General features: G+C 74.0%; 15 protein-coding genes. 7 read left to right on the forward strand and 8 right to left on the reverse strand.

The genetic code is table 11. The features are described from left to right. Positions 1-32 precede the first annotated feature (32 nt). Both ABT123_RS00525 and ABT123_RS00530 read left to right on the forward strand, forming a co-directional pair. Positions 33-455 carry a helix-turn-helix transcriptional regulator gene (locus ABT123_RS00525; RefSeq protein WP_351307510.1) on the forward strand — a complete coding sequence of 141 codons (423 nt, stop codon included), beginning with the start codon at positions 33-35 and terminating at the stop codon, positions 453-455. A 10-nt stretch (positions 456-465) separates the two neighbouring features. Continuing rightward, a complete protein-coding gene (locus ABT123_RS00530; protein ID WP_351307513.1) occupies positions 466-882 on the forward strand; it encodes a VOC family protein in 417 nt (138 codons plus the stop codon). On the opposite strand, the gene ABT123_RS00535 is transcribed toward ABT123_RS00530, so the two are convergent. Beyond that, positions 860-1,636, reverse strand: coding sequence for a trypsin-like serine peptidase (locus ABT123_RS00535; protein ID WP_351307516.1), 777 nt, complete (start codon positions 1,634-1,636; stop codon positions 860-862). The two genes, ABT123_RS00530 and ABT123_RS00535, sit on opposite strands and share 23 nt — an antisense overlap. A 105-nt stretch (positions 1,637-1,741) precedes the next feature. Next, positions 1,742-3,226, reverse strand: a complete 1,485-nt coding sequence (locus tag ABT123_RS00540; protein WP_351307519.1) for a glycosyltransferase family protein — start codon at positions 3,224-3,226, stop codon at positions 1,742-1,744. A 171-nt stretch (positions 3,227-3,397) separates the two neighbouring features. Here ABT123_RS00540 and ABT123_RS00545 point away from each other — a divergent pair, with 171 nt between their 5' ends. Beyond that, positions 3,398-4,681: an ATP-binding protein gene (locus ABT123_RS00545; protein WP_351307522.1), complete on the forward strand. Its 1,284-nt coding sequence runs from the start codon at positions 3,398-3,400 to the stop codon at positions 4,679-4,681. Positions 4,682-5,343: 662 nt separating this feature from the next. Here the strand turns inward: ABT123_RS00545 and ABT123_RS00550 are convergent. Genes ABT123_RS00550 through ABT123_RS00560 form a run of 3 tightly spaced genes read right to left on the reverse strand, consistent with a single transcriptional unit; the run spans position 5,344 to position 8,191 of the window. Then, complete coding sequence (locus ABT123_RS00550; RefSeq protein WP_351307525.1) at positions 5,344-6,606, reverse strand: Tm-1-like ATP-binding domain-containing protein; 1,263 nt, start codon at positions 6,604-6,606, stop codon at positions 5,344-5,346. 47 nt (positions 6,607-6,653) lie between these two features. Continuing rightward, positions 6,654-7,127, reverse strand: coding sequence for an NUDIX hydrolase (locus ABT123_RS00555; RefSeq protein ID WP_351307528.1), 474 nt, complete (start codon positions 7,125-7,127; stop codon positions 6,654-6,656). A 56-nt stretch (positions 7,128-7,183) separates the two neighbouring features. Beyond that, positions 7,184-8,191, reverse strand: a complete 1,008-nt coding sequence (locus ABT123_RS00560) for a cation diffusion facilitator family transporter (protein ID WP_351307531.1) — start codon at positions 8,189-8,191, stop codon at positions 7,184-7,186. Positions 8,192-8,344: 153 nt separating this feature from the next. Here ABT123_RS00560 and ABT123_RS00565 point away from each other — a divergent pair, with 153 nt between their 5' ends. Genes ABT123_RS00565 through ABT123_RS00575 form a run of 3 tightly spaced genes read left to right on the forward strand, consistent with a single transcriptional unit; the run spans position 8,345 to position 12,464 of the window. Beyond that, positions 8,345-10,732, forward strand: coding sequence for an FHA domain-containing protein (locus tag ABT123_RS00565; protein WP_351307534.1), 2,388 nt, complete (start codon positions 8,345-8,347; stop codon positions 10,730-10,732). 8 nt (positions 10,733-10,740) lie between these two features. Then, complete coding sequence (locus ABT123_RS00570) at positions 10,741-11,451, forward strand: SH3 domain-containing protein (RefSeq protein WP_351307537.1); 711 nt, start codon at positions 10,741-10,743, stop codon at positions 11,449-11,451. Then, positions 11,451-12,464, forward strand: coding sequence for a serine/threonine-protein kinase (locus ABT123_RS00575; RefSeq protein WP_351307540.1), 1,014 nt, complete (start codon positions 11,451-11,453; stop codon positions 12,462-12,464). The genes ABT123_RS00570 and ABT123_RS00575 overlap by 1 nt, the downstream gene beginning before the upstream one ends. Here the strand turns inward: ABT123_RS00575 and ABT123_RS00580 are convergent. Then, positions 12,461-13,684, reverse strand: coding sequence for a streptophobe family protein (locus tag ABT123_RS00580; protein ID WP_351307543.1), 1,224 nt, complete (start codon positions 13,682-13,684; stop codon positions 12,461-12,463). The two genes, ABT123_RS00575 and ABT123_RS00580, sit on opposite strands and share 4 nt — an antisense overlap. Before the next feature lie 423 nt (positions 13,685-14,107). Between ABT123_RS00580 and ABT123_RS00585 the strand changes: the two genes are divergently transcribed. After that, positions 14,108-15,133, forward strand: a complete 1,026-nt coding sequence (locus tag ABT123_RS00585) for a DUF6777 domain-containing protein (RefSeq protein ID WP_351307547.1) — start codon at positions 14,108-14,110, stop codon at positions 15,131-15,133. Here the strand turns inward: ABT123_RS00585 and ABT123_RS00590 are convergent. Next, the gene (locus ABT123_RS00590) at positions 15,130-16,077 is read right to left on the reverse strand and encodes a C40 family peptidase (RefSeq protein ID WP_351307550.1); all 948 of its coding nucleotides are present in this window, start codon (positions 16,075-16,077) and stop codon (positions 15,130-15,132) included. The genes ABT123_RS00585 and ABT123_RS00590 overlap by 4 nt on opposite strands. A gap of 28 nt (positions 16,078-16,105) precedes the next feature. Then, a complete protein-coding gene (locus tag ABT123_RS00595; protein WP_351307552.1) occupies positions 16,106-17,191 on the reverse strand; it encodes an SPFH domain-containing protein in 1,086 nt (361 codons plus the stop codon). Positions 17,192-17,194: the final 3 nt, after the last annotated feature.

Below are 17,194 nucleotides of genomic sequence, written 5' to 3' on the forward strand. Positions count from 1 at the left end.
TCCGGTGCCATGGCCTGTGCGATCGTGGTCGGGTGACGACCCTGGAAGACCTCGTCCGGCTGCGCCGGGCCCGTGACCTGATGGACCGCGCATACGCGGAGCCGCTCGACGTTGCGGCGCTCGCGCGCACCGCCCTCATGTCGCCGGGCCACTTCTCGCGCAGCTTCCGCGCCGCCTACGGGGAGACCCCGTACAGCTACCTGATGACCCGCCGGATCGAGCGGGCCAAGGCGCTGCTGCGGCGCGGCGACCTCACGGTGACCGAGGTCTGCTTCGCCGTCGGCTGTACCTCGCTGGGGTCGTTCAGCTCGCGGTTCACCGAGCTGGTCGGCGAGACCCCGAGCGCCTACCGGGCCCGCAGCCATGACGAGGGCGCGGCCATCCCGGCCTGTGTCGCCAAGGTCCACACGCGACCGGTCAGGAACGGAGAAGCGAAAGCGACCCCCCGCGCCTAGCGTGGAGCGCATGGAAATCAAGCTTTCACAGTGCTTTATCGCCGTCGACGACCATGACAAGGCGCTCACCTTCTACCGGGACGCCCTCGGCCTGGAGGTGCGCAACGACGTCGGATTCGAGGGGATGCGCTGGGTGACCCTCGGCGCGCCCTCGCAGCCGGATGTGGAGATCGTCCTCGAACCCCCGCTCGCGGACCCGAACGCCTCGCCCGCCGACCGGAAGACCATGGCGGAACTGCTGGCCAAGGGCCTGCTGCGCGGTGTCATCTTCAGCACCGACGACGTCGACGCCGCCTTCGAACGCATCCGCGCCGCCGGCGGCGAGGTGCTGCAGGAGCCGGTCGACCAGCCGTACGGCGTCCGCGACTGCGCCTTCCGCGACCCCGCCGGCAACATGCTGCGCTTCAGTCAGCCCCGCAAGCGGTGACCTCCCCTCCCGCGTACTGGTAGAGGTTCCGGGCGGCGGGGCCCATGACCGCGCTGTACGAGACGTCCGGGTCCGTGCCGCCGCCCTCGTGCCCGCCGAGGACCCCGGCCAGCGCACCGTCCACCAGCCAGGGGCTGCCGCTGGTGCCGCCGCCGAGGGCCGGGCAGGCGATGCGGCGCTGCGTGTTTGACCACAGTTCGGTGGTGTGGGTGCAGGTCAGCGGGGTGTCCCGGTCGCTCGGGTAGCCGAGGACGGTGACTTCGGCATCGGCCGGCTGGTCGGCGGCCACCGGGAAACCGCCCACCACGTCCTGGACGGCCCGCCCGTCGAGCGGGGCGACCGTGGCGAACGCGAGGTCCGCGTCCGGGTCCTGCGCGCGCTGCCAGCCCGGGTCCACGGACATGCCGGTGAGCCGCCAGACCCCGTACGGCGCGGTGCCGTTGTGGTAACCGGGGACGAACACGGTCCCGGACACATCGCCGAGGCAGTGCGCGGCGGTGGCGATCACATCACGGCCCGTGCTCCGCACCACCGATGCGGTGCAGAAGTGGCCGCCGTCCAGGCCGCTGGCGAACAGGGCCCCCACCCGGTCCGTCGTCCCGCCCGGCGGGGCCTCGACCGTGCGGCCCGCCCCGGCTGCCGCCGTGGCGGCCGGCAGGTCCACCGAGAGCAGTGCGGCCATCGCGGCCATCGCCACGGCGACGCGGACCGTGCGACGGGGGAGTGTGCGACGCGGGAGTGTGCGGTCGATCATGCTCCGAGCCTGCAACCCGCAGCTGTGAGCGGAGCCCCGGTTTCCCTGTGGAGGTGCTGTGAATCGGCGGGCCGGGCAGTCCGCCGACCGGCCCGCCGGGCCGGATCAGGAGCGGCGTTCGTACACCGTCACCCGCCGGCCGCGGACCTGCTCGTCCGCCACCGCCGTGAACCGCTCCCGCAGTACCGCCAGTTTCACCCGGTCCCGCTCCGCCGATGCCGGCCTGGCCACCCGCGCCGCGTCCGTCACCAGGAGGATCCGCCGCTGCCCGAGGACGGCCGCCCGGATCCGGGCCGGATCCGCCTCCTCACCCTTGAGGGTGCCGGAGGCCTGCGGGGACTCGGCCAGCGCGATGTCCGACAGCCCGCTGAAGGCATCGGGGGAGACCAGCGCGGTGTCCCGGCGGGCGGCCGGTATGAACAGCACCGCGTCCCCGCTCTCCTTCAGCCTGGCCACCTCCGCCGACACCGCCAGCACATCGTCCACCCGGCTCGCCGGAGCCCGCTTGCCCAGCTCCACCGGCAGCAGCGCGACCACGGCCACCCCCACCACCGCCGGCACGAGCAGGCCCGCCGCCCTCGGCGTGCGGCGCGCGGCCACCCGTACGCCCGCCCCCAGACCCGTGCCGATCAGCAGCGCCAGACCCAGCAGGCTGAACAGCACGTACCGGTCCAGGAACAGCGGCTGGACCAGGGACAGCCCGATCAGACCCAGCTGCGGGACGGCGAGCAGCGGAAGCCCCACCGCGGCGGCCGACAACCCCCGCCCGGACCGGGACCGGTCCAGCCAGGCACCGAGCCCGCCGATCGCCAGCAGAATCGCCGGACCGATCAGCATGTGCCAGGTCAGCGGCGGTATCCAGGACACCTGCCCGGACTGGCCGCGGCTGAACAGGATCAACGGCAGCGCCCCGCAGCCGGCGCCGGCCGCCGCCAGCGCCCAGCGCCCGTACACCCGCCGCCCGGCCCGCACCCACAGCAGGGTGGCCGCGTGCGCGGGCAGGATCAGCAGGGACAGCCAGTTCAGCAGCGCGCACACCAGCACGACCAGCGCGTACGCCGTCCAGCGCGGCCACTCCCTGCGCCCCTCGCGCCCCTCGTGCCCCTCTCGCCCCTCGAGCAGCGTCACCAGCACCAGGGTGGACACCCCGGCCCCCGCCGCGACCAGCGCGTACGGCCGGCCCTCCTGGAGGTAGAACTGCACGGCCGGCAGCAGCCCCAGCGCCAGCCCGCCGCCCAGCCCGGCCCAGAACCCGGCCAGCCGCTGCCCGAGCAGCGCCACACAGGCCGCGGCCACGGCCATGGCCAGCACCGACGGCAGCCGCAGGGTGGCGGTGCCCGCCCCGAAGAGCTCGAAGAGACCGTGCATCAGCAGGTAGTAGAGGCCGTGCACGGCGTCCACCTGGCCGAGCATGTGCCAGATCTCGGCCACCGACCGCCCCGCCACCTGCCAGGTCGCCGCCTCGTCCCGCCACACGCTGTCCTGCCGGGACAGCCCCCACAGGCCCAGTGCGAGGGTCCACAGGACCGGCACCAGCCACACCAGGTGCCGCAGATGCCGCCGCCGGGGATCGGATATGTGCGAAGTCATGAAGTGTTCGGGTCCTCGGCGCTGGCTTGTGGGCGGAAGCCACCAGTCTATGGACGCCACGGACGGTTTCCGTCCCGGCTGTTGTGCACGGCGGAGCGTGATCGCGTCGGGCCGCCGCACCTAGCCTCGCCGCAAGGCGCACGCGCTGTACGAATCGAGGGGCGGTACCCGGTGAACTGGCTCATCCACGACTACCGCGAGAGCGATCTCGCATCCGTCGTCCACCTGATCGACACCACGGCCGAACTCGGCCAGGAATCCGTTTTCTCCCTCGCCGAGTGCATCACGGCACTCACCGACCGGCAGCCCGCCGTGGTCGCCGTCCACCAGGGCGTCCCGATCGGCGCGGCCCTCGCCACCGTCTCGGGGGAGCGCGCCTGGGTGATGCGGATCGCGATCGCCTCGGGCTGGCGCGGGCGCGGGCTGGCCAGTGCCCTGCTGGTCGAGCTGGAGCGACGGCTGATCGCCGCCCGGGTCGGCCGGATCTCGTACGTGCTGCCGGAGGAGGACCTGCTCGGCGAGGGCCTGCTGAACGCCGGCTACACCCGTCAGCCTGCCGTCGCCTACTTCGAGAAGACCGAACCGCTGCACGGGCCCGCGGCCGGGCTGCTCGACGACCTCGGCGGCCGGTTCCTGGCCAAGGATCTGTGGGACAAGGTCGCCGGCATGGAGACCGAGAAGGACCTCATCGAGCGGCGCGTGGTGCTGCCGCTCGCCGAGCCCGAGCGGGCGGCACAGCACGGGGTCCGGCCGCCGCGCGCCATCACCCTCTTCGGGCCGCCCGGCACCGGCAAGACCACCTTCGCCCGCGCCATTGCCTCCCGGCTGGGCTGGCCGTTCGTGGAACTGCTGCCGTCCCGGCTCGCCGACGAGGGCAACCTGGCGGCGGCGCTGCGCTCCGCCTTCTCGCGGATCGCGGAGCTGGAGCGGGTCCTGGTCTTCATCGACGAGGTGGAGGAGATCGCCCCGGTGCGGACCGAGCCGGCCCAGCCGGGCGGGATCCACGGGGTGACGAACGAGCTGCTCAAGCTGATACCCGGGTTCCGGGAGGGCGACGAGCGGCTGCTGGTGTGCGCCACCAACTCGATCCGCTCGCTGGACCCGGCGTTCCTGCGGCCCGGCCGGTTCGACTACCTGATCCCGATCGGTACGCCGGATGCGGGGGCGCGGGCGGCGATCTGGTCCCGGTACACGGCGGGGCGTACGGATGTGGACGTTGCGGCGCTGGTCGCGGCGAGCGAGCTGTTCACGCCGGCGGACATCGAGCATGCGGCGCGGATCGCGGCGCAGGTGTCGTTCGAGCGGGACTTGGCGGCGGTGGGGGCGAGGGCGGCGGTTCCGCTGGGCGCGAGCACGGCGGACTACTTGGCGGCGGTGGCCCAGTGCCGGCCGACTGTCACCCCGGCGATGACGGGGGAGTTCGAGGCGGACATCACGGCCCACGCCAGGGCCTGAGCCGGCGCCGCGCCGTGCCCCCGCTGCGCGGTGCCGGGCTGCCGCTGCGCGGAGCCTTCCCCCACCCCGCCCCTTCCCGAAACCGGGGCTCCGCCCCGGACCCCGTCGGGAGGCCCGGGCTCCGCCCGGGCACCCCGTTCGGGGGCTCCGCCCCCAGCCCCCCCGCGGGGTGCCAGGGCTTCGCCCGCACCCGCTTTCGGGGCTGCGCCCCGGACCCCGTAGGGGGTGCCCGGGCTCCGCCCGGACCCCGTTTGGGGGCTCCGCCCCCAGCCCCCCCGCGGGGTGCCAGGGCTTCGCCCGCACCCGCTCTCGGGGCTGCGCCCCGGACCCCGCCGGGAGGTCCGGGCTCCGCCCGGCACCCCGTTCGGGGGGCTCCGCTCCCAGCCCCCCCCCGCGGGGTGCCCGGGCTTCGCCCGCACCCGCTTTCGGGGCTGCGCCCCGGGTCCCGCGGGGTGCCCGGGCTTGGCCCGGACCCGCTCCGGGGGCTCCGCCCCCAGTGCCCCCGCGGGACGTCCGGGCTTGGCCCGGACCCGCTTTCGGGGCTGCGCCCCGGCCCCGGCGGGGTGTCGGGGCTTGGCCCGCACCTGCTTTCGGGGCTCCGCCCCCAGCCCCCCGCGGGGTGCGGGCTTTGCCCGCACCCGCTTTCGGGGCTGCCGACGGGGTCAGGCCGCGGGTGCCCGCTCCTGCCGGTCGGTGATCAGTGCGTGCAGCCGGTCCGCGGCGGCGCGCCCGAAGGACGGATCGTTGATGTGGGTGTCGTAGTCGAACAGTTCGGCGGAGCCGCCCCGCAGTCCCTCCCGGAGGGCCGTGAACAGGGCCGAGTCCGCGGCCGGGTCGTGGTACGGGCCGTCCGGCGCGCCCAGGGTGGACAGCCCGCGCAGCGGTACGCACACGGCGGTCGGCCCGGTGGCCGCCCGCAGCTTGGCCGCCACCAGGCGGCCCAGTTCGGTGCACTCCGCCTCGGTGGTGCGGATCACCGTGATGGACGGATTGTGGACCCGGACCCGCCGGTAGCGGACCCGCTCCGGAAGTTTCTCCAGCGGCCCGAACTTCACCATGTCCAGCGCCCCCAGGCTCACCACCTGCGGGACGCCGGCCTGCCCGGCCGCGCTGAGCCGGTCGGGGCCGGCGGTCAGGATGCCGCCGCACAGTTCGTCCGCGAGCTCGCTGAGGGTCAGGTCCAGGATCCCCGCGAACACCCCCTGGCCCGCCAGGGACTCCAGGGTGCGGCCTCCGGTGCCGCTGACGTGGAACACCAGGACCTCGTAGCCGAGTTCGGTGAGCCGTTCGCGGGCCGCGTCCACCCCGGGCGTGGTGACCCCCGCCATGCTGGCCGCTATCAACGGCCGCTCGCCGGAACCGAGCCGGCCGGGGCGGACGGCCCGGGAGCCCTGGGCGAAGCCCTTCGCCATCCCGGCCGCCGCGTCCGCCGCGTTCGCCAGCACCGGCGCCGAGACGGTGTTGATGCCCGCGATGTCCACCACGCTGTACATCATGGTGATGTCCGAGGAGCCGACGTACACGGACACGTCCCCGGAGGCCATCGAGGACACCATCAGCTTCGGCACGCCCAGCGGCAGGGCTCTCATGGCGCGGGTCGCGATGGAGGTGCCGCCGCTGCCTCCGATGGCGAGTATCGCGTCGAGCCGCCCCTCGGCGTGCAGGCGTATGACGACGGCTTCCGCGCCGCGGGCCATCGTGGTGACGGCGGCGCCCCGGTCGGCCGCCGCCCGTAGTTCCGACAGTTCCGTTCCGGCTGCCCGGGCCACCGCTTCGCGGGGCACATCGGCGGGCACCCGGGGCTCGCCCATCACTCCTGTGTCGACCAGGGTCACATCGACGCCGGCGCGCAGCAGCCGCTCGCGCAACCAGCCGTACTCGACACCCTTGGTGTCCAGGGTTCCCACCAGCACGACGTTCGTCATGTGTGCAATGTCCACGGGGACGGCGCAGCTGGCAACCCCGCCGGGGATCAATCGGCCAGCAGCCCCAACAGCCGCTCCAGAAACGGGACTTGGGGCACGACCAGCCGTCCGCGGGCCGTTGCGGGGGTGAACCAGGCCACCCGGTCCAGTTCCGGGAACTCCTCCGTCCGGCCCGAACCCTGCGGCCACTCCATGGTGAACGTCCCCGGCTGCATCAGGGCCGGATCGAGGTCCGCCTCCACCGCCCAGACCGTCACCAGTTTCCCGCTGGTCTGCTTCACCTCGCCGAGCGGCAGGTACGGGCCGTCCGGCGGCGGCAGCCCGATCTCCTCGGTGAACTCCCGGCGGGCCGCGTCCCGCGGGGCCTCGTCCGGTTCGTACTCGCCCTTCGGGATGGACCAGGCCCCGGCGTCCCGGTGCTCCCAGAACGGCCCGCCCATATGGCCCAGCAGGACCTCCACCGCCCGCTCCGGTCCGGTGCGGCGGAACAGGAGCAGCCCGGCACTGCGCTTCTGCGTCATGGGCCATCCCTTCCCCGCGGGACGGCGGTTCAGTGGCGGCGGTGCGGGGTGGCGGTTCAGTGGTGGTGCGGGCCCTCGCGGTGCACCGGGCCGTGCGGGGCGGAGCAGTGCGCGTCCTCCGGTTCCTCACCCGCCCGGCCCACCCGGAGCAGGGTCTCCTGCGCATGGTCCACCTGCAGGGTGGTGTGGGTGATGCCGTAGTCGGCGCCCAGCAGCTTCTCCAGGTCGCGCCGGACGGCGTGGCAGTCGCTCTCGGGTTCCACCAGTACGTGTGCGGACAGGGCCGCTTCCCCCGAGGTGATCGTCCAGATGTGCAGGTCGTGGACTTCGGTGACCGGCCCGTGGGCGACCAGCCGGTCGCCGACCGTGTCCGGGTCCACATGGGCGGGGGCCGCCTCCAAGAGGATCCGTCCGGATTCGCGGACCAGCCCGTAGCCCGCCTTCACCATCAGCGCCACCACGACCAGGGTGGCGATGGCGTCGGCCTGGACGAATCCCGTGGTCAGGACGATCAGGCCGGCCACCGCGGTGCCGATGAACGCGAACAGGTCGTTGAGGATGTGCTGGTAGGCGCCCTCGACATTGAGGGAGGTGCGGTTCGCCTTCGAGATGCACCAGGCCGCAAGGACATTTACCACGATGCCGGCCAGTGCCGTTACCAGCACCAGCCCGCCCTCCACCGCGGGAGGATCGAGCAGCCGCCGGACCGCCTCGTACGCGAGCCAGACCGCCAGCAGCAGCAGGGTCAGCCCGTTGGCCTGGGCGGAGAGTATTTCCGCGCGCTTCAGCCCGTACGTGAACCCGCCGCGGGCCGGCCGGGCCGCCAGCCGCATCGCGATCAGCGCCAGCACGATGGAGACGGCGTCGGTCAGCATGTGCGCGGCGTCCGAGATCAGGGCCAGGGACTGCGCCACGATGCCGATGACCACCTCGATGGCCATGAAGGCACAGATCAGCGACAGAGCGATGGCCAGCCAGCGACGGTCGGCGTTCGCCGCCACCCCGTGTCCGTGGTCGTGCCCGTGGCCGTGTGCGTGGCCGTGTGCGTGGTCCTGTGCACCCATGGCGTCCCCCGTGTGTTTCGGTTACCGACGCGTGAAGTGAAGCGCACCTTTCCGAGATCGGCAAAGGCTGCAACGGGGACCGTTGTCATTACCCATAAGAAGGCCCTGACCTGCGGTTATGCCGGGTCGGACGGATCGTGGGAAAATCTGTTCATGGTCCAGCGCCCTGGAGTGCCGACCGCGCCCGAGCTCGTCCTGGAGACGGATACGGGCTCCACCGTGATGAGTCCGGGACGGACCTACCACGTCGGCCGGGACCCGCTGAGCGAGATCTTCCTCGACGATGCCCGGGTCTCCTGGCACCACGCGACGCTCCACATCGACGGGGACCACTGGACCGTCGAGGACGCGGACAGCACCAACGGAACCTGGGCCGACGGCCGCCGGATCCAGGCAGGGGAGATCGGCCCCGGCAGCGAACTCCGCTTCGGCAGCGCCCTGGACGGGCCGCGCGCCGTCCTGGCCGGGCCGCCGCCGGCCGACACCAGGGTCGTCGGGGTCGCCGGGGCCGCCGGGCCCTCAGGCGTCGGCAACCCCTCCCTCACCGCCACCTTCCGCCGGCCCACCGCCGTCCTGCCGCTGGCCGCGCGGACCACCGTACGCATCGGCCGCGCCCCCGAGAACGACCTGGTCATCGAGGACCTGGTGGTCTCCCGCCGGCACGCCGAACTCCGCACCCTCGCCGACGGCAGCCACGAGATCGCCGACCTCGACAGCCACAACGGCACCTACCTCAACGGCGCGCCCCTCGGCACCGCCCCCGCCCCCGTCGCCGACGGCGACATCATCGGCATCGGCCACTCCGCCTTCTGCCTGGTCGGCGACGAACTCCAGGAGTTCACCGACACCGGCGAGGTCTCCCTCGACGTCCAGGACCTCACCGTCGCCGTCGACCACGGCCGCAAGACCCTCCTAGACCAGGTCTCCTTCCCGGTCGGCGCCAAATGCCTGCTCGCCGTCGTCGGGCCCAGCGGGGCCGGCAAGTCCACCCTGCTCGGCGCCCTCACCGGGCTGCGCCCCGCCGACCGGGGCGCCGTCCTCTACGACGGCCGCGACCTCTACCGCGACTACGCCGAACTCCGCAGCCGGATCGGCCTGGTCCCGCAGGACGACATCCTGCACTCCCAGCTCACCGTCCGCCGCGCCCTCTCGTACGCCGCCGAACTCCGCTTCCCGCAGGACACCGCGGCGGCCGAACGCGAGGCACGGGTCGACGAGGTGATCCGCGAGCTCGGCCTGGAAGAGCGCTCCGGCCAGCCGATCCACAGCCTCTCCGGCGGCCAGCGTAAACGCGTCTCGGTCGCCCTGGAGCTGCTGACGAAGCCCTCCCTGCTGTTCCTGGACGAGCCCACCTCCGGCCTCGACCCGGGCATGGACCGTTCGGTGATGCACATGCTGCGCGGTCTGGCCGACGACGGCCGCACGGTCATCGTGGTCACCCACAGCGTGCTCAGCCTCGACGTCTGCGACCGGCTCCTGGTCCTGGCGCCGGGCGGGCGGATCGCCTACTACGGTCCCCCGGCCGAGACCCTCCGCTTCTTCGGCTTCGAGCAGTGGCCGGAGGCCTTCGAGGCCTTCGAGAACCGCCGGGACCGGGACTGGGCGGGAGAGTACCGGGCCTCCACCTTCCACCAGCGGTACGTCGAGGGCACCGCACGCCAGCCCCAGCAGGCCGGGCAGGCCGGGCAGCCGGGCGCCGGCCCGCCCGTGGCCCCGCCGCCCAAGGCGCAGAGCTGGGGCGCACAGCTCTCCACCCTGATCCGCCGCTATGCCGCCGCGCTGAGCGCCGACCGCACCTTCCTCGTCATCATGATCGCCCTGCCGTTCGTGATGGGCGCCATGGCCCGGGCCCTCGCCGGTTCCGCCCTCACCGTTGAGACCGCGATGAACGCCCTGCTCATCCTGTGCGTCGGCGGAGTGCTCATCGGCGCCGCCAACGCGGTCCGCGAACTCGTCAAGGAACGGGTCATCTACCGGCGGGAGCGGGCCGTCGGGCTGTCCCGATCCGCCTATCTGATGTCCAAGGTCGTGGTCCTCGGTGCCGTCACCATCGCCCAGGCGGTGGTCCTCACCCTGGTCGGTCTCGCCGGGGTCGATCTCAACGCCCCGGGTGGCCGGGGCGTGCTGTTCCCACCGCTGATCGAGATCACCCTCGCCGTGGCCCTGCTGGCCTTCACCGCGATGATGCTCGGCCTGCTGGTCTCCGCACTGGTCCGCAAGGAGGAGGTCACCATGCCGCTGCTGGTCCTCCTCGCCATCGTCCAGGTCGTCTTCTGCGGCGCCCTGCTCAAACTCGACGGAGTACCGGTGATCGAACAACTGGCCTGGCTGGTGCCGTCCCGGTGGGCGCTCGGCGCCATGGCGGGCACCATCGACCTCGGTGCGATCGTGCCCGGCAAGCTCACCCAGGACCCGTTGTTCGCGCATGACGCCGGGGTCTGGCTGCTCAACATGGGCATGCTGATCGCGCTGTCCGTCCTGTTCGGCATTCTGGTGCTCCGGCTGCTGCGCCGGCACGAGCCCGCGATCATGCGGAAGTAGCGCCGGACATGACCCACTCCCAGGAAACCGCCGCTGCCGCTGCCGCCCCTGCCCCCGGCTTCCACCCCACGCATGTGGTCCCGCCGGACGGGCTGCCCGCCTGGGAGGGCCCCGACCCCTCGCGGCCCACCTCCGCCCTCGACCCCTTCCTGCCCGTCGAGCTGCTCGCCCGGCGCGGCGAATGGGGCGAGATCCGCTGCGCCAACGGCTGGTCCGCCTGGGTCGACGGGCGGCTCCTGGTGGCCGTCCCGCAGCCGCCGCCCACGGCCGGCCGGCCGCTCAGCCGGGCCGAGGACCCCCGGCCGCTGCTGGACCGGGCAGCCGAGGCCCTCGACCGGTACCGCGGGGCCGCCCGGGACCACGCCGACGGCCGCTCCGACACCGGGGCCTTCCGGCAGGCCACCCGCGGCCTGCGCGCCGGGCTGGTCCTGGACGGGGAACGGGTCTGGCTGTACGACGACACCGCGGGCCGCTGGATGTACGGGGACGGGGCCCGGCTGGCCACCTACGCCGTCGCAGCCGGACCGGGCAGCCGCCCGGACGAACCCGCCCCGCCGCACCCGGACCCGGACGACCAGGACCCGGACCACCCGCACCCGGACCGCCCGGACTCGGCCGCGCCCGCACCGCCCGTACCCCCACCGCCCACATCCGCCGCGCCCGCGCCCGACCCGGCCGCCCATCCGCCCACCCGCATCGTCGGGCCGGGTGCCCCCTGATGGCCGGCGGACTCCCCGCGGGCCGCCCCTCCGACCTCCACGGGAGGCGGATCGCCGACTACCGGGTGGAGGACGAGATCGGCCGCGGCGGCATGGCCGTCGTCTACCGGGCCACCGACCTGCGCCTGGACCGCACCGTCGCCCTCAAACTGCTCGCCCCCGAACTGGCCCGCAACGACACCTTCCGCCGGCGGTTCGCCCACGAGTCGAAGGTGGCCGCGGCCATCGACCACCCGCACATCGTGCCCGTGTTCGAGGCCGGGGAGACGGAGGGCATCCTCTACATCGCCATGCGGTACGTCGCCGGACTCGACCTGCGGGCCCTGCTCGACCGCAACGGACCGCTGACCGTCGAAACCGCCGCCCGGATCGCCGTACAGATCGCCTCCGCCCTGGACGCCGCCCACGACCACGACCTGGTCCACCGGGACGTGAAACCCGGCAACATCCTGATCGCCCCGGGCACCGACAGCGACCACCCGGAGCACGCCTACCTCACCGACTTCGGGCTGACCAAGAAATCGCTCTCGCTGACCGGCTTCACCAGCGTCGGCCAGTTCGTCGGCACCCTCGACTATGTGGCCCCCGAACAGATCTCCGGCAAACCCGTCGACGGCCGCTGCGACGTCTACAGCCTCGGCTGCGTGGTGTACGAAACCCTCGCGGGCGGCCCGCCCTTCCAACGGGAGGACGACATGGCCCTGCTCTGGGCGCACCAGTACGATCCGCCGCCCCCGGTCACCGAGCGGCGGCCCGAGCTGCCGTCGGCCGTGGACGAGGTCCTGGCGCGCGCCCTCGCGAAGTCCCCGGAGGACCGCTGGCCCACCTGCCTGGAGTTCGCCGTGGCCTTCCGCCGGGCCGGAGCCGCCCCCGGCGGGCGTCAGCCGTCCCGGCTCCCGGCCTCCGATCCGGCGGACACCGTGCTCGTCGACGCCGCCCCGGGGGACACCCCGCCGCCCCCGCCGCCGGACTGGGCCCTGCCGGTGTTCGGTGACCTCCGGTCACCGCATTAGAGAGCGCCCCGCCGCTGCACCGGCTTGGCCAGCAGGGCGCCGAGGAACCCGGCCAGCGCGCCCCACAGCAGGGCCAGGCCGACCGTGCGCCACAGCACCGCATGCAGTTGCACCGAGCCGCCGAGGCCCCCGACCTCGCCGATGCCCAGCACCGACAGCCCGACCTGGGCCTGGATCCGGCCCAGCAGGCACACCGTCAGTGTGGCCAGCGCCAGGGCCACCGCCAGGTGCAGCGCATGCTGCCAGGGCCGCACCCGCGAGGGGGAGCGTACGGCGGCCAGGAAGCCCGTACCGAGCAGCAGCACGGCGGCCACGGCCACCAGCCACCAGGCCCGCGGATCCCGCTCGGCGAGGGTGCCCACGTCCAGGGTGGACAGATCGGGGGTGCGGAGCACCTCGTCCAGCAGTTGGGGCATGGGCAGCCCGAAGGGGCCCTCCACCCGGCCCTGCCAGGCGCCGCCGAGGCCCAGGGTCAGCGCGAGCCAGACCAGGTTCGGCAGCCCCAGCAGCAGCACGGCGAGGGTCTCCGGTGCCCGGCCCCGGGTCAGGGCCACCACCAGCCCGATCAGCGCGCCCAGGACCACGTACGCGAGGAGCAGCACGACCACCGCATGGGCGGCCGGGCGGACCGCCGCGTGGAAGCGGACCAGCCCGGTGGGCAGCGGAGCGCTCCGAGACACCAGCAGGGTGATCACCAAGAGGCCGAGGATCCAGAGCAGTCCGAACAGCAGGGTGGCGGGCAGGTCCGCCCGGAAGCTCACCGTGGGCGCGGCGTCGAGGAACTCGCCGATCTCACCGATGGGGGAGTCGCCGGTGGAGATCCCGAAGGTGTGGCGGGCGAAGAGTGCGAAGCCGGTGAGGGCCAGCAGCCACAGCAGCACCAGCGGGGCGGCCCGGGAGAGGAGTTCGCGGCCACCGGCCACGGCCCGGCCGCGCAGCGGACGCAGAAAACCGGATCCGGCGGCCAGCGCGCCGGCCAGACTCACGGACAGCGGCAGCACTGCCAGCTCGGCCTGGGCGTCCGCCAGGAAGCCCGCCCCGCCGGACAGCTCCACCGAGCCGCCGGCGGCCAGCACCACGACCGCGGCCACCACCTGCGGATATGCGCCTCCGGGCAGGTCGCCGGCGCCCGCGAAGGCCAGACCGGCCGCGGCGACCACGGTCATCGCCACGAACCCCGCCAGTACCGCCAGCACGGCGTCACGCCAGGAACGGCTCACACGGCCACCGTAGGCAGCCTCCGCTACGCGCCACCACCTGAACGGCGCACCACGGGTGCGGTGGAGTGACGGATGTCCGGAGACTTCAGGGGACGCATCTTCTCCGAACGGGAGAGCACCGTGACGACGCAACCCTCGGGCACGCCGCCGCCGGAGCGCCCCACCGGTCCGCCGTCCGGCCCGTTGTCGGGCGGTGGTGCGGCCGGTGGCTCCGGCGGGCCGGGCGGCCCGGGAGGCCCCAGTGGCCCCGGCGGCTCGGGCGGCGGTCCGGGCAGTTCAGGCACTTCAGGCGGTTTGGGCGGTTCGGGTGGTGCTGGTGGTGCCGGTGGTCCTGGCGGGCCGCCGGCACCGGGGCCGCCGGAGCCGCCGGAACCCGGTGGAAAGCCCTGGTGGCGGTCCGTTCCCCGGCTGGCGACCGCGATCGTGGCCCTGGCCCTCGCCGTGGTGCTGGCGGTGCTGCTGACCCGGCCGAGCGGGAAGACCCCGGTCACCGGCGGAGAGCTCTTCCTCGAGCCCGCGGGTTCGGCCGGCCCGGCTCCGTTCACCGAGTCCACGGCCACCACCAGTGGCGATCCGGACCCCCGGCCGCCCGCCACGGGCTCCCCGCCGCCCGCCACGGCCGCCGTCCCTAACCGCCCCGTTACCGGCGATCAGCCCGGTGTGTACGGCGGTACCAAGGACACGGCCAGCTGCGACGTCGAGAAGCAGATCCGGGTGCTGGGCGAGCAGCCCGCGACGAACAAGGCCTTCGCCGAGGCGCTCGGCAAGGCGCCCGAGGAGGTGCCCGGCTATCTGCGGTCCCTCACCCCGGTCCAGCTGCGGTGGGACACCCGGGTCACTAACCACGGCTTCCAGGACGGCCGGGCCACCCCCTACCAGGCCGTACTCCAGGCGGGAACGGCGGTGCTGGTCGACGACCGGGCGGTGCCGCGGGTGCGGTGCGCCTGCGGGAACCCGCTGGGGGAGCCGGTGGCACTGAAACCGAACTCGACTCGGCAGGGGAAGCCGTGGACGGCGTACCAGCCGCAGAACACGGTGGTGATCGCCCCCGCCCCGAAGGCCGTCAAGAAGATCGTGATCTACGACCAGCGGGACCGGGGCTGGTACGAACGCGGGGGCGGCCACGACCCGAAGCCGGACAAGCCCGTCCCCCGCCCGGAGGCCCCGGTGCACCCGGTCTCCCCGCCCCCGGCGTCCGAGCCCGCGACCGACACCCCGTCGGCCACCGGCTCCCCGACCACCAGCCCGCCGTCGGCCCCGGCCACGGACACCGCCACCACGTCTCGGCCGCCCAGGCCGACCTACGAGACCAGGACCGGCCCGCCGCCGGGTCTCACCACCACCAGCCCCCCGCCCCCGCCACCGTCCCCGCCACCGTCCCCGCCCCCGCCGCCCCCGGCCGAGATCAGCCCGGGACTGACCTCACCTCCCCCGGTCGAGCCCTACTAGCGGACCCGTCCGTACAGGTTCGGGTTGTAGGAGGCGAAGGTCGAGATCCGGACGTTCTTGCCCGGGCGCGGGGCCTCCAGGTAGCGGTTGTCGCCGAGGTAGATCGCCACGTGGTCGACGCCGGAGGCACGGCCGTTGTTCGACCAGAACACCAGATCGCCGCGGCGGAGCTCGGAGCGGGAGATGGGAGTGGTGGCCCGGTACTGGTCGTCGGCGACCCGGGGGAGGGAGATCCCCGCGCTTCGGTACGCCGCCTGGACCAGGCCTGAGCAGTCCCAGCCGTGCGGGCCGTTGCCGCCCCAGACGTACGGGTCGCCGAGGTGGTTCATGGCGTACGCGATGGCCGCCTCGGTGCCGTGCCGCACCGGGGTACCGGATCCGGAGCCGCCGCCCGGCTTCGGGGCGCTGGAACCGCTGCCCGGCTTCGAGGCGCTGGAACCGCCGGCCGGCTTCGAGGCGCCCGAGCCGCCGCCGGCTGCGGACGAGCCCGTGTAGCGCTCGTACTTGTCCTGGTGGCTCGTCCACCACCACTGGCCGTTCCGCTTGTACCAGTACACCCGGTCGATGGAGTCCCAGCCCTGCTTGCCCCGGAACACCGGTTCGGAGGTCCGCGCCCCCGACGCGCCGCCGGCCTGCTGTTTGGAGCTGCCCTGGCCGGTCTTGGCCAGGTACTTGCTCTGGTGGGAGGTCCAACGCCACCAGCCGGTCTCGTCCTTGTACCAGTACCGGGAGCCGTCCCAGCCGGCCCGGCTGGGCGCCGGCTCGGCCGAGGCGGTGCCCGCCCCGGTGCCCACCAGTACGGCCGCGCCGACCGCGGCGACCACCGCCCCGCGGAGCGTGCAGCGGGTACGGACGCCGGTGGCTCCGCGGCCGGCAGCCGTGCTCGCGCAGCCGGCGCAATCGCAGCGGTCGGGTATCTCCTCGGTGAACTCGGGAGCGCGCATGCGTACTTCCTCTCTTCGGGAGCGGGTTTCAGCGGGCTTCGGCGGCGGTGCCGCGCGCCGTGTAGAAAGCCACGGTCAAGTCCTTGACCAGGGCCTTGCGTTCGTAGTCGTCGAGACTGACGAGACCGCGGTCGGACATCCGGTGCACGGTGTCGTCGACCGCGTCGATGACCGAGGTGAGCACGGAATCACGGTGCCGGGCGTCGATGGCCGCGATCCGGCGGCGCTGCATGGCCTCGGCCACCTCCGGGGCGTACTCGACGCGCACCGGGCGGGCCGAGAACACCTCGATGCCCACGGCCCGGCACTCCGCGGCCAGCAACCGGGTCAGCGCGTCGCCGACGGCCTCGGTGTCGCGCAGGGTCTCCGGGCCGGCCTCGGCCCCGAAGGAGTCGGCCGGCATCCCGGACAGCACACGGGCGGTGGTGGACTCCACCTGCTCACGGAGGTAGGAGGCGTGGTCGTCGACCGAGAGCAGGGCCCGGGCGGTGTCCTTCACCCGCCACACGACCAGCACCACGGCATGCAGCGCCGTGCCCTCGGCATCCACCACGGCCAGCGGCTCGCTGCGCCAGTGCCGCAGCCGTACGTCGACCCGGGTGCGGCGGGGGATCGGGGCGGCCCACACCAGCCCGGTGCGCCGGACCGTGCCCCGGTAGCGCCCGAACAGGGTCAGCACCATGGCGTGGCCGGTGTGGCCGCGCCGCAGTCCGGCGAGGGCGAGGGCGGCGACCAGCGCGCAGCCGGCCAGGGCCGCGGCGGGCCAGGCGTCCTTGGTGAGGGCGGGTCGCGGAATCCCGTACCGGGTCAGCAGCCAGGCCGCCCCGGCCCCGGCGGAGCCGGCCGCGAGCAGGGCCCACCAGCCGGAGCCGGCCCGCGCGGGCCGCTCGGAGAACTCCCGGTCGAGTACGGGCGGCAGGGTCCGGCGCGCCGCAGGGGGCGCAGGCGGCGCGGGTGCGGGCGCGGGTGTGGATGCCGGGGGAGCGGCGGCCATCGCCGCGGGTACCACCGGGACCGTGATGGTCTCCCTGTGTTCGCCGCCCTCGTCACGGAACAGCGGGCCCAGGACCACCGGGTCCCGGTAGGGCCGGACCGGTATTCCGGGGAAAGCCATCGC

It is taken from the genome of Streptomyces sp. NPDC002054, assembly GCF_040296685.1.
Taxonomy (GTDB): Bacteria; Actinomycetota; Actinomycetes; order Streptomycetales; family Streptomycetaceae; genus Streptomyces.

Bases quoted from the DNA above. Each gene is read 5' to 3' on its own strand.
- ABT123_RS00540 (WP_351307519.1), bottom strand. From the start codon at position 3,226: ATGACTTCGCACATATCCGATCCCCGGCGGCGGCATCTGCGGCACCTG.
- ABT123_RS00575 (WP_351307540.1), top strand. From the start codon at position 11,451: ATGGCCGGCGGACTCCCCGCGGGCCGCCCCTCCGACCTCCACGGGAGG.
- ABT123_RS00595 (WP_351307552.1), bottom strand. From the start codon at position 17,191: ATGGCTTTCCCCGGAATACCGGTCCGGCCCTACCGGGACCCGGTGGTC.
- ABT123_RS00590 (WP_351307550.1), bottom strand. From the start codon at position 16,077: ATGCGCGCTCCCGAGTTCACCGAGGAGATACCCGACCGCTGCGATTGC.
- ABT123_RS00535 (WP_351307516.1), bottom strand. From the start codon at position 1,636: ATGATCGACCGCACACTCCCGCGTCGCACACTCCCCCGTCGCACGGTC.
- ABT123_RS00550 (WP_351307525.1), bottom strand. From the start codon at position 6,606: ATGACGAACGTCGTGCTGGTGGGAACCCTGGACACCAAGGGTGTCGAG.
- ABT123_RS00555 (WP_351307528.1), bottom strand. From the start codon at position 7,127: ATGACGCAGAAGCGCAGTGCCGGGCTGCTCCTGTTCCGCCGCACCGGA.
- ABT123_RS00560 (WP_351307531.1), bottom strand. From the start codon at position 8,191: ATGGGTGCACAGGACCACGCACACGGCCACGCACACGGCCACGGGCAC.
- ABT123_RS00570 (WP_351307537.1), top strand. From the start codon at position 10,741: ATGACCCACTCCCAGGAAACCGCCGCTGCCGCTGCCGCCCCTGCCCCC.
- ABT123_RS00530 (WP_351307513.1), top strand. From the start codon at position 466: ATGGAAATCAAGCTTTCACAGTGCTTTATCGCCGTCGACGACCATGAC.
- ABT123_RS00565 (WP_351307534.1), top strand. From the start codon at position 8,345: ATGGTCCAGCGCCCTGGAGTGCCGACCGCGCCCGAGCTCGTCCTGGAG.